Source organism: Chryseobacterium sp. FW101-FHT12H09 (assembly GCF_058790395.1).
On the sequence record NZ_JBYTCP010000002.1, the window covers coordinates 156,456 to 169,400 of the forward strand.

Below are 12,945 nucleotides of genomic sequence, written 5' to 3' on the forward strand. Positions count from 1 at the left end.
AAGTTACAAAAAAAGGAAACCCCAAGGTTTCCTTTTTACATTTATAATTGAGTTTTACTTCACAATCAACTTTTCACTTTGACTTTTGGTACCTTGCTTGATATGAACCATATAAACTCCCTTAGGGAAACCTTTTGTAGAGATGGCCTTTTTAGATTCCGGCATTCTAGAATCCGTGATCATAAGTTTACCCGACATATCAAATACTCTTATTTGCACCTCATCACGTGATTGACCTATATTTCCAACAAAGAATTCATCATAAGTAGGGTTAGGAAACATAACAAATTTGTTATCTGAAAGTTTAGTATCCTGAGTCGCCAAAATATTATTACATTCCTGAGGAACTGTAAAATCTTCCACCTGATCATTAGCAATCGTTTTATTTCCCGCAGAAGCATTCACACCCAACCCTCTTTTAGCAAATGCTTTCCAGATCATACATTTATCTACTCCTCCGTTTCCAATTACATCAGCCTGAAGAATAGCATCCCTTCCCTCGATAAATGTCGGACTACAAGGTTGTAGTTTAAGTCCATCAACCACTATTTGTAAAGCTTTCGCATTCCCAGAGGTTGTGCTCGCTAGTACATCACTATTATAACCATAGGTTTCAATATATTTCCAGGTAAGGTCCCATAACATTGTAGCCCAGATAAACCCTACCCCATGAGGAATTATAGCTGTATTAGTATTCGTGTATGTATAGTTGTTTACCGAAAAATCCGGAGAATATTTAGCCGGTCTAATTCCCACGCCTGTATTAGGTTGTCCCATCGGATAAGTCCCCATCCCTCTTGCCAAAGATGATGTATCACCAGGTCTTGTTGTCAGCATTAAAGCAAAATAATCGGACCAACCTTCTCCCATCTGCTCAGTGGTATCTTGTGTTGAAAGGCAACTATATCCCTGGCCCGTTAATCTATTTGAAATACCATGCCCATATTCATGAGTAATAATACCATTATCAAAACTAGAATGTTTAAAACCACTATAATCAAAATTGAAAGTTGTATTAATAATTGTTCCCCCAGTAATTTGACTCGTAAGATATTCTCCCTCATCTTTTCCCATCATAATAGAAGGAATAGTAACCCCAGAAACAGCATCATCCTTCCCCATTGGAATGGGTTCTAAATTTACAGGATCATAAATAATAACCCCAACCGCACCTGCAGCTTGTATATTTTTCACTTTAAGAGCAAAGCTACATCCCCCTCTTTTTGCAACACCTATTTTCCCTGTCATACTAGCCACAGCAGTGCAGGCATCGTCTGGCACAGAAATAACCAAATCACCAGTTACGGTTTGCCCTCCAAATAAAAGAGAACCAAATCCTGCTCCTCCGGTAATTACTTTGGGTCTGCTTACAATTGATGCAGGAGAATTATATTGATATCTTACAATAGGATCAGTAGCTGTTTGTGCTCTATCATAAAGATACATTTGCATTCTCGGTGCAGCAAGATATGTCTGTCCGGAAATCACCGCTTCATATCCTGGGTTAAAATTGGCATTATTAAGCCCACTGCCATCAAATGCTTCAGCTCTTACAGCATCACCCTGCATTCCTCCTTTTCCAAAATTATTTGTCTGATAATTTCGGGCAGCCTCAGTAAATCCAAATTTATAGAATACATCATGAACTTTATTATTCATATAAAATAAATTTGTGACAGCAGCATCTCTATGAGTAAAAGGGTCATCATACCTTCCATCTCCAAAAGGAAAATTAAAGTTCAGACTACTTCCTCCATTTGGTGAATATCCAGGGTTATTGGTATTCGTCTCATCTGAATAGGCATAAACATTATTTCCTCGCGTATTGGTATAATTATTTGTTCCGTCTGAATGCCATCCTTCTGGTGAAGCCAAAATATCCCAAGGGTTATTAATGATTGATCGAGCTCCAAACGTAGGAGCTTCTACAGGTAGTGCAAAAACATTATATGATGCAGTGATCGTATTATCAACAAATTTATTCAGAGAAGTCTCATCAGCGTCCACATGCAATGGATGAGTGGAAGTATTTTGTTTTGTGTTTAAATCTGAATCATGTTCAAAATCACAACTAACGGTCAGGTTATCTTTTTTAAGTATTCCTCCTGTATTCGCATTGGCAATAATATGCCACACATCTGAAGAATTTTTGTCGGAAACAAAAAATTCTTTCGCAAGTATATAAACTCCATTTATTTCAAAGTATATATTAGGCAGGTAATCAACTTTGGAAATTTCTTTTAGTTCCAGCTTCTGTTTAAGAGTTTCTATTGAAAACTCTTCTTTAGCACTTCCTTGATTAGTAATCACAACATTTCTCTTAAAATCATTTTTTTCAGAGATGATCTTATCTTCTTTAATGACTACTTTTCCTAAAGCATTATAAATCCTAAGTCCATCATAAGTCTGCTGTACATTCACAATATTTACACCAAGACTTTTAGAAACATCTTCATTTAAAATAATGATACCAAACTTACTGGCATTGTTGTCCTTTTGAATTAATTGCTCATTTTTCTTATAATACTCCTGAATTAATGTTTTAGAATCTTGTGCATTGACTTTCCCAAAAGCAAAAATAACAGCAATAGAAATTGGCATTAAAAATAAACTTTTACCCATAATATATGTTTTAAAAATGTTAAATTTATACTTTATCAATATTAAAACATTTAATAATTTGTTAAAAAATCAAAACAATACCACATTTGGTATTATCTTGATTTTTTCTTGTTTTTTTTTAACTTATTAGGTAATTTTGCATTTACAAATTTCACTCTATCATCTAAAAAATCGGTCATGCATTTATTGTAGCTGTATTTTTTAGCTTCCTTTAATGGCTCTAAAGCTTTCTTATACTCTAATTTAATTTCACATAATAAGGATTGATGAATCAATATTCTAGCTTTATCTATTCCTTTGATCTTTAAAGCAAATTGAATGAGCTTTTCTGCCTCATGAAGATCTTCATTATCCAAGAGACATTTAATATAATATTGAGGAGTATTAAGATTTGAAACATTATGATACATTGCTTCGTCAAAATACAATTTTGCTTTTTCATAGTCCATTAATATTTCGCTGTATATTCTCCCCATTAAACATAAACTGTCTGCATCTTCAGGATCATAGGACAGCGCATAATTCAATGCTTCCAGGCAATCCGGAAGGCTGTATGGATAATTATCCAGAGCCTCAAAGTAATATTTATTTTTAGTTAAGGTCATTTTTTAAATTTTTAAGTTCGTTTTTTAGAACATTTCTCTTTTTTTTGAAAGATTTCTCCTCGTAATTATTTTTAAAATCTGTTCCTGAAAAAGTACGTACTGGATTCCCTCTTTGTACCTGCAGATGGTCACTCCATGTTTCCTGCATCCTTTTCTCCAGTTGTTGAATATGCAATTCCATTACTTTTTCTTTTAATCTGATAATTGAAAGCTTTTTGTTCTCCAATTGCGAACGGGAATCCTGTGCAAAAACACTTTGCCCGGTCGGTAAATAAGTTGCCCGAACAGCCGTGTTTACTTTATTTACATTTTGTCCGCCGCTTCCCTGACTTCTTGTTGTTTGAAACTGAATATCTTTTTCATTAAAACTTATTTTTTCTACATCTTCAATTTCAAAAATGCCAATAAACCAGTTACTTCTTTTATGCAGTTTTCGGAATGTACTTTTCCCAATCCACAGAATACTCCCCAACCAGTTTTTTAAAAATCCTGAAGTTTCCTTGTCTTTTAAAAGCAGCGTTACAGATTTCAAGGTCAGATTTTCATCCCCATTTTCACGATGGATGATTTCATATTCTATTTTTTCTTGTTTTATTTCCTCTAGAAGAATCTTCAGAACTTTAGCGACTACCCATTGGCATTCTAAAGGTCCTCTACCCGAGGTAATTTGTATTATCTTATCCATTTTACTTTGGTATTTCACTTAATCTGGGGTGACCGACAGGATCAATTCCTTTTTGCAGCAGATCTTTTGCGGCAATTACTGCCCAACATTTATCGCTGGAATGAATATTTCTGTAGAAAGAAAGTAACAACTCTGGTTTTACTATCGTAAAGCCATTGGCCTTTATTGTTTCCAAGTCGTTTCTTTCAAAAAAGTCGATGGTGATCCTGTGAAACTTATTGTTTTCTAACTCGATTGTTTTTTCATACCTGCGAAAGTTCTCCTCACTTGGGAGATGATCATATCGGGTCCAAACCTTTTGAAAGTCTTCCTTTTGGAGGATCATCACAACCTCAGCAACGTTTTCTTTTTCTACAAAAACATCAATATCCTTATGATCATGAGCATGTTTATATTCTGTATGTTCTATTTCAGACATAAAATGCCATGCCCAACCTCCAGATAAAATGATTTTATTTTTTAATTTTTCTAAAATTTCAAGTCCGTATTGAATTCTAAATTCCGGCCAGACCTCGCCGTATCTTTTTATGTTATGTGGTGCTCCCATTTCTTTTGTTTTTAAATGTTGTCAATTCGAATGAAACAAAGTATCATTAAAAATCTTTATTACTTAGACTATTCATTCCCTTCTGTTTCATTCCGAATGACTGCTTTTTTTTAGCCCTGATTGTAATGAAAATCCTTTTGTTTTTCTTTGACGTAAGGAAAAGCAAAAGATTGCAATGGAAAGCAGGATTAAGCTCCTAATTCTACTTATCCATTCTCACAATCCTTGGTTGGAAAGTTCCTAGAATATCGACCAGCTCACTCTGTGCGTTCATCACTTCATTGATGTCTTTGTAAGCCATCGGTGCTTCTTCAGCGTTCCCACCCATTAAAACCACATTCTTCAGTTTTAGTTCTTTTTTGATGTCATTTTGAGTGAAAAGATTACGGCATTCGCCTCTGGAATATGCTCTTCCTGCTCCATGTGACGCAGAATTTAAAGAATCAGGATTTCCTTTTCCTTTTACGATAAATCCTTTTGCTGTCATTGATCCAGGAATCATTCCCAGCTCATTTTCATTGGCAGGGGTTGCACCTTTTCGGTGAACGATCACTTCTTTTCCGTTATGGATTTCTTTCCAAGCGAAATTGTGATGGTTTTCAATTCTGGCTTTTACCCTTCCTCCAACTGCTTTCACGAGTCTTCTATGAATATCGTCATGACAAGCTGAGGCATAATCTCCCGCCAGATTCATTGCTGTCCAATATTCCAATCCCAGATGCGTATTCAAATCGAGCCAGGCGAAATTTTGAGCTTCTTTTGGTAATGGACATTGCTCTGTTGCTACTCTGGAATAATATTGAGCAATTTCAGCTCCCAATCCCCGCGAACCACTGTGTGAAAGAATACCCAGGTATTTTCCTTTTGGAAGTCCAATCTGTTGATCTTCTTCTGTAATTTCAACCTCACCAAATTCCACGAAGTGATTTCCACCACCTGAAGAACCCATTTGCTTGATAGCCTTCCCTTTTAATCTTCTCAAAATTGGAATCATATCGAATGTGTCCCTATCAAAAATCTCGTGTTCTACATGAGATTTATGCGTTTCATACATTCCGAATTTGGTGTGTTCGGACAGTGCTTTTTCATATTTATCTTTAGCACCGTCCAGATATGAAATTGGGGTATCCAAAATACTGAGACTCATTCTGCAACCGATATCCATTCCTACTCCATAAGGAATTACGGCATTGTCTACGGCGAGAACTCCACCGATTGGAAGTCCATAACCACTATGTGCATCAGGCATTAAAGCTCCCTGTATTGAAATTGGAAGTTTCAACGCGGTGTACAATTGGTTCTTTGCTTCATCAGAAATGTTGTTTCCGAAAATATGGAAAGAAGTACGGTTCGTATTCAACATTCTTTTCTCTGTTTTCTTTGATGATAGTAGAGCTTCCGCTATCTGTCCAAAGGTTAAATCTTTTTCAAAATCTTCTGGGTTGACCAGAATTTCTTTTAAAAGACCTTTCACATGATGAATATTCTTTGTTGCAAAATTTCTTTTCATGACTTCCAAAGCAATATTGATACTTTGATTATTTGGATAGCCTAATTTTAATATATCTTTTCCTTTTAGTTTTAAATTTCCCATTGTTTTTGTTTAAACATTTTTGGACCTATAAGTCCTGTAAATAGTCTGCAAACTCCGTTGCTGACATTTTGTAGTGAAAGTATTTTTTACTTTCGATAAGATTAATTTTTTCATCTTCACACCTCCATTTGCGCGATTTTCCGCGGATTTTATTACAAATAATACCTAGGATTCTATATTGATCTAAATAGGATTCCAGCGCTTCATACTCTTTTTCTAATTCCGAGTCTAAAGGTTTGTAATGCGTGATCATATAAGGTCTTATCCTTAAAGTGAATCGCCAGGGTTCGATGAATTCGTAGTAAGTATCATATCTTTTTCTAAATGGATTGTATTCTTCTTTCTTCAGAAAGTATTGTCTTTCTCTTTCCGTAAGAGTGAACTTTGGATCAGCCCAGCTAAATGAAGAAATTCTCTCGAGCTTTTGCTCCCTTGGTATATATATTCTCCGACCGAATTTTCTTTTCTTTTTTACAAATTTTCGATTTTCGGAATAGGTATACGTATTAATCTTATTCAAAATTCCTTCAAAGAAATTTCCGTCATTAGATGTTTTTATGTCGTCTCTAACAACAAATGATCTTACAAATCCTTTTTGATAAGGTTTTTCAAGAGGCACTAAAGGGATATTTCTTCTTATTTCCCATAATTCCTTACTACGTTTATATTTTTTTCTTATCTGTTTTTCTACGTCTTTTTTTATTATCCTTTTTCTGCTTTTGATGCTTCTCAAGCGATGAAACAGAAGATTATTATTTTCCATTAATTATTCATAGAGACAGATCTCTGATATAGGACTCAAGATATTTGAGGCCACATATCACATCAGATCTCATATCAACTAAAAAAATAGTTGATGGGTTTAAATAGTGAACATTATATGAAGAAAATCATTTAAGATTCTTTCACTTTGTTCAGAATGACAATAAAAAGATTTCGGGGAAACTGAAGTTTGAAATATTGCGCAATAAAAAACCCGAAATCTCTACGACTTCGGGTTTTGATATTTCAATATACTATTGTTCTATGAATGTACCAAACTACGAAGCCTTACCACCATAAGTGGCAAACCGATTGGAGAATTATGATCAAATTTGAACATTGCTTCGTTGTTTTTTAATGGGTTAAACTTTATTTTCAGGTGCAAATATATACATTTTTTTGAAAATGCTAATTTTTTTTAATAATTTATCAAAAACAGTATAAAAACATACATGGAAATTAATGCTATGTTTCTAACTTTTATTTAGAAACATATTGAGTATTTCTACGGCACATTTTGGAAGATTAGTTCCCGGACCGAAAATAAAATCGGCACCGTTGGCATACAGGAATTCGTAGTCCTGCTGAGGGATTACTCCACCTACCACAATAGTAACATCTTCGGCTCCTAATTTTTTTAATTCTTCTACCACCTGTGGAACTAAAGTCTTATGTCCTGCCGCTAATGAAGATACTCCTAAAATATGAATATCGTTTTCTACAGCTTGTTTTGCGACCTCTTCGGGAGTCTGAAATAAAGGTGCTACATCTACGTCAAATCCCATATCAGCAAATGCCGTCGCTACTACTTTTGCTCCTCTATCGTGACCATCCTGTCCCATTTTGGCAACCATTAATCTTGGACGACGTCCTTCTTCTTCTTCAAATTTCTGAGTTAATTGAAGGGCTTTTTCAAAAAATTCGTTTTTTCCGGCATTCATGGCATATACTCCTGAAATTGTTCTAATATTTGCTTTATATCTACCGAAGCTTTCTTCCATCGCATCACTCATCTCACCTAATGTTACTCTTCTCCTTGCAGCCTCGATACAGAGTGCTAACAGATTTCCTTTGCCTGTTTTTGCACTTTCTCTGATCTCATTGAGGATCTGATCAACAGCCTCAGAATTCCTCGTACTTTTTATTGAGTCTAATCTTTCAATTTGTTTTCTACGAACTTCCGTATTATCAATATCCAAGATCTCTATTGGCTGTTGTTTTAAAGAAGATCTAAATGAATTTACACCAATAATAAACTCTTCACTACTGTCTATCTTTGCCTGTTTTTTGGCTGCAGCTTCTTCAATTCTCATTTTAGGAATCCCTGCTTCAATAGCTTTCGTCATTCCTCCTTCCTGTTCAACCTCATCAATATATTTCATGGCTTCATCAATCATTTGCTGAGTAAGGCTTTCAACCAAATTACTTCCACCCATCGGATCTACAACATCACAGATTCCACTTTCCTGCTGTAAAATAATTTGTGTATTTCTGGCAATTTTTGCTGAATAATCTGTAGGTAAAGCAATGGCTTCATCTAATGCATTCGTATGGAGAGACTGTGTTCCACCTAAGGCGGAAGATAGCGCTTCAATAGCTGTTCTGGTAATATTGTTAAAAGGTTCCTGCTCAGTTAAAGACCAACCGGATGTTTGTGAATGAGTTCTTAATGCTAAAGATTTTGGATTTTGGGGATTAAATTGTTTCAAGAGATTAGCCCAGATATATCTTGCGGCACGCATTTTAGCGATCTCCATAAAATGATTCATTCCGATCGCCCAGAAAAAAGAGAGTCTTGGAGCAAAATCATCGACATTCATTCCCGCTTTAATACCTGTTCTTACATACTCCAATCCATCAGCCAAGGTATAAGCCATTTCTAAAACCGGTGTTGCACCCGCTTCCTGCATGTGATATCCTGAGATAGAAATTGAGTTAAACTTAGGAATGTTTTTAGAAGTATATTCAAAAATATCTGCAATGATCTTCATGGAAGGTGCTGGCGGATAAATATAGGTATTTCTTACCATGAACTCTTTCAGGATATCATTCTGAATAGTTCCTGAAAGCTGATCTTGTTGTACCCCTTGTTCTTCAGCGGCAACAATATAAAAAGATAAGATTGGCAGAACTGCACCGTTCATCGTCATTGAAACCGAAATCTGATCCAATGGAATTTCATTGAATAATATTTTCATGTCTTCAACTGAATCAATTGCAACTCCAGCTTTTCCAACATCACCAACCACTCTTGCGTGGTTAGAATCATATCCTCTATGGGTAGCAAGATCAAATGCTACTGAAAGTCCCTTTTGACCTGCCGCTAAATTTCTTCTGTAAAATGCATTGGATTCCTCCGCTGTAGAGAATCCCGCATACTGACGGACTGTCCATGGTTTTTGAACATACATCGTAGAATATGGACCTCTTAAATAGGGTGAAATTCCGGGAGATGTCTCTGTGAGGGATTTATTTTTAACATCATCATTGGTATATGATGATTTTAACTCCAGTCCATCTTTTTCGAAATTATAAATTTCACCTTCTTTAGGTAATATATGTAGATCCAACTTTCTTACAGAAATTGTCTTTCGCATTTCAATAATTTTATCCCTGTAAAGTTAATTTTTTTGAACGAAACATGAAACTGAAGTTAATCCACTGACAATACAATTATTGACAAAATAAAAAGGCCGGGCAATTGCCCGGCCTTTCCAACAAGATTAGTTATTAATTATCTCTTAATCAGTTTAGTATTAAATGTTTTAGTTTCTGTAGTAATAGTAATAATATACATTCCTTTTACTAATGAAGCAACGTTAATCCTCTGCCCATCTAATTTACCGCTTTGTACTAATCTTCCTTCAGCACTGTAAATTTTATAATCAGCTTTTTCTTTTAAGTTTTTAACCTCAACGAAAGTATCAGCCGGGTTTGGATAGATTTCTATTTCAGATTTAATATTTGTAATTTCTTTCACAGCAAGAGCATTATTATCTGCTATTTTCACGGAAAAATCTCTGAATGAACCACTTGAAACAACTCCTCCTCCCGTAGTAGGAACTGTTGGGCTGCCACAAGGACTGTTAGCTGCATTAAAGAACGTACTGGCCACTCTCATTCTCAAAGTTTTATCTCCCGAATAGGCTGTAGCAGGCACTGTAAATGTCACACTTCCATCACGAAGGTATGCCTGAGCTGCCGCTGCAAAGAAAGGAGTATCACTACTAGAAGCAACTTTTTCTGAGTCTTCAAAAACACCATTTCTGTTATAATCTATCCAGATCTCAAGCCAGTCATCATAGTTTCCACCGGCCAGGTTTCTAAATGTAGCCGTGTACTGAGTCCCTTTTGTTAAGTTAACCACTTTAGTTGCATCTTCACTAAAGTCCAGATATGTTTTATAAACATCCATGCCGGAAAAAACATACGTTAAATTAGATAAAACCAGTCTTATCAGGCCGCTATTAAAGCTGCCTCCATTTCCTCCTGTCGTCATTAAACAATAGTCAACCCCTGTTTTCAATCCTTTCGTTTTGAAAGTATAGTTGTTGGAAAATGTCCCTGGAATAGAATTTACCACAGCGGCAACCTGCACTTCGTAGCTTGTTTCATCTTCAAGGTTATTAAGAACTACTGAATTTACTGGACTTGTTGCATTAGACCAGTTGGCAGTTCCTGGTTTTCTATAATTAATTGAATACGTAGCACCAGGTACACTGTTCCAAGCTACTCTTGCCATAGTTTTGAAGACCTCTGTATTAATAGTGGCAACTCCAGTTGGAGCATTAGTGGTTGAAGTTGGAGCTGTTCCTATAGTAACTTGAGGAGATACTGCATAGAACACATTTCCAACTGCAGATATCCTGAATTTAACAGCACCTGTCAGGTTACTTGGCATTTGCGCAGAATAACTACCTGTATTGGGAGTAGAAGCTACTAAATCTGTCCATGTCGTTCCATTATTTGTTGTATAATCTATTTTTACACTAGCTACATTATATGGAGCTGCATTTGTATTAGCTACCGCCCACTGGATTGTATTTGAAGCATTATTATACAATACCGAAGAAGCTGTAAGTCCATTGAACTTAAATGGTCCATCATTTCCTACTGTTACTATTGTCTCGGAAGTAGAAGTCATTGGCCTCTGAGCATCCTGATCTCTTACGGTAACAGCATAATTCAATTCTCTCGGAATATAAGAAACTGTTTCCCAACCTTGTTTATCCGTCAATACCCCGTTTAAAACACTCTCCAATTTAGGAAAATACCTTCTGCTATTTGCAGTTCCAGGGAGCGATCTTGCTAATGCACCTTCTGCATTGTATCCCCAACCACTGTCTCCGGATATTGAGTTTCTATCGCTTACACTATTATACTGCTCCCAGGTATAATTAACAGGATTGTTTTCAGCATCTACGGCAACTGCATCCAGATAATAGGCTGTTCCTTTAGGAATGCTATATGCTGTAAGCGGAGTAATTACCGGAGCAGTGTTGGTCACAATAGCTGTTGAAGTTCCACATGCAGGTTTGCTTTCCAGATTATTTAACACCTGTGAAATCGATTTATAATGGAAGTACCCATCCATATTATTCTGGATATTATCCTGAGTGATACCCGGATATCCCATAATGGTTGTTCCTCCCCAAGGCTCAACGTTCGCCCCTGAACCTTCAGTCCTCATTGAAAAAGTATGATTTGCCCCCAATTGATGCCCCATTTCATGAGCAGCCATAAGGTCAAAAACTTCTCCTGTAGGATCTGGACTCATCGAAAAAGCAGAACCCTTAGCTGTAGAAGTGTTATTAGCAGGGTTTGTACAAACAATTCCGATACCTCCCGCATTTCCGTTTCTGCTTCCACCAACATTACGATGAAATACATGTCCGATATCGTAATTGGCATTTCCAACCTGTGCTGTTAATGTTTGTTGAAGCTGAAGATTAAGTGATGGATCACCCTGAGCTACTGGCGGAGTATAAAAATCTGTTGCCGCATCTGTATAAATTATTGCAGGTATATCCTGAACAATAAAATGAGCGCCAAAATCTTTTTCAAAAACCCCATTGATTCTTGTCATTGTATTATTGATAGCCGTAAGAGCTCCAGCTTGTGTCCCACCATGAAACTGGGTATACTCTCCAGTCGCTGCCATTGCCATTCTGAAGGTTCTATATCGTGTATTGGTAGGTCTGTTGGTTATCCCAATACTGGAAAGTTGTTTTTTCCCATTTTCTACCAGCTTATCAATATCTTTAAGATCATGCTCATCGGTACCACATCCAAAGCCGTGTATTCCACCTTCTCCTTTTGTCTTATAGAATACACCATAAATCAGTTTATCAGTCGTAATAGGTTCAATAAACTGGAATACTCCGTCTTTAATGATCATGGACTCCATATCAGTTGGAGATGTACTAAATCGTAGATACTTAGACGGATCATCAATCCCTACCCCTACATAAGAGCCGAGTTTGTATTTTTCTGTTATTGATTTCTCCATAACAGGATTACTGTAGACTGCAAATTTTTCTATTTTACCCTCTACAGTAGGCAAGGATATCACAACAGCTTTTGCATTGTTTCCTGTTTCAACAGCATCCTTTAAGAGATTTCTCAAAGTTGCCAAATCTACGCGATAAGCACTTTTTACCTCAACGTCTTTCCTTATTTGAGAAGACCTTTGAGAAACAGATTCCCATCTTTGTGCATGAATACTGACAAAGCCAGTAGCTAATACACCAATGAGTAAAATTTTCTTTTTCATAAATTACATTTATTTCAATAAAACATTAAGTATTTAAGCAAAAATAAAAACTAATGAAAAGAATTACATAAATAAATAGCAAAAATTCAGCTAAAACAGCAAATCAGCATAACTTTATCGTTTGTGATTAATTTTTTTAATATTAATTCTAAAATTAATGAAATAAATACACATAAGAAGCAAAATCACAGTCTTAAGAAACAATAATTTTAACTATAAAAACCCTATCCACTAATCAAAATACTCTATTTTTTAAAAGATTAACAGGTAAATTTATATTTATATTACAATCTAATACCCATCCTATTATTTATAAAATTTAAGCTTTTCCAGGGATTTACTGAAATTCAGACATAC

The 12,945-nt window shown here is 35.8% G+C and carries 8 protein-coding genes; all 8 read right to left on the minus strand.

Annotated elements, in window-relative coordinates:
- Window positions 1-54 precede the first annotated feature (54 nt).
- Window positions 55-2,622, minus strand: a complete 2,568-nt coding sequence (locus AC3WRL_RS06400; protein WP_492329957.1) for a T9SS-dependent M36 family metallopeptidase — start codon at window positions 2,620-2,622, stop codon at window positions 55-57.
- Window positions 2,623-2,714: 92 nt separating this feature from the next.
- Window positions 2,715-3,227, minus strand: coding sequence for a tetratricopeptide repeat protein (locus AC3WRL_RS06405; RefSeq protein ID WP_492329958.1), 513 nt, complete (start codon window positions 3,225-3,227; stop codon window positions 2,715-2,717).
- On the minus strand, window positions 3,214-3,912 hold the full coding sequence (prfH, locus tag AC3WRL_RS06410) for a peptide chain release factor H (RefSeq protein WP_492329959.1): 699 nt from the start codon (window positions 3,910-3,912) through the stop codon (window positions 3,214-3,216). The genes AC3WRL_RS06405 and prfH overlap by 14 nt, the downstream gene beginning before the upstream one ends.
- Before the next feature lies 1 nt (window position 3,913).
- Window positions 3,914-4,459 (minus strand): hypothetical protein, encoded by a 546-nt coding sequence (locus tag AC3WRL_RS06415; protein ID WP_492329960.1) that lies wholly within the window; start codon window positions 4,457-4,459, stop codon window positions 3,914-3,916.
- 202 nt (window positions 4,460-4,661) lie between these two features.
- Window positions 4,662-6,053: an RtcB family protein gene (locus AC3WRL_RS06420; RefSeq protein ID WP_492329961.1), complete on the minus strand. Its 1,392-nt coding sequence runs from the start codon at window positions 6,051-6,053 to the stop codon at window positions 4,662-4,664.
- 25 nt (window positions 6,054-6,078) lie between these two features.
- Window positions 6,079-6,816: a hypothetical protein gene (locus AC3WRL_RS06425; protein WP_492329962.1), complete on the minus strand. Its 738-nt coding sequence runs from the start codon at window positions 6,814-6,816 to the stop codon at window positions 6,079-6,081.
- Between the two features lie 472 nt (window positions 6,817-7,288).
- The gene (scpA, locus tag AC3WRL_RS06430; RefSeq protein WP_492329963.1) at window positions 7,289-9,412 is read right to left on the minus strand and encodes a methylmalonyl-CoA mutase; all 2,124 of its coding nucleotides are present in this window, start codon (window positions 9,410-9,412) and stop codon (window positions 7,289-7,291) included.
- Window positions 9,413-9,549: 137 nt separating this feature from the next.
- Complete coding sequence (locus AC3WRL_RS06435) at window positions 9,550-12,588, minus strand: reprolysin-like metallopeptidase (RefSeq protein ID WP_492329964.1); 3,039 nt, start codon at window positions 12,586-12,588, stop codon at window positions 9,550-9,552.
- Window positions 12,589-12,945: the final 357 nt, after the last annotated feature.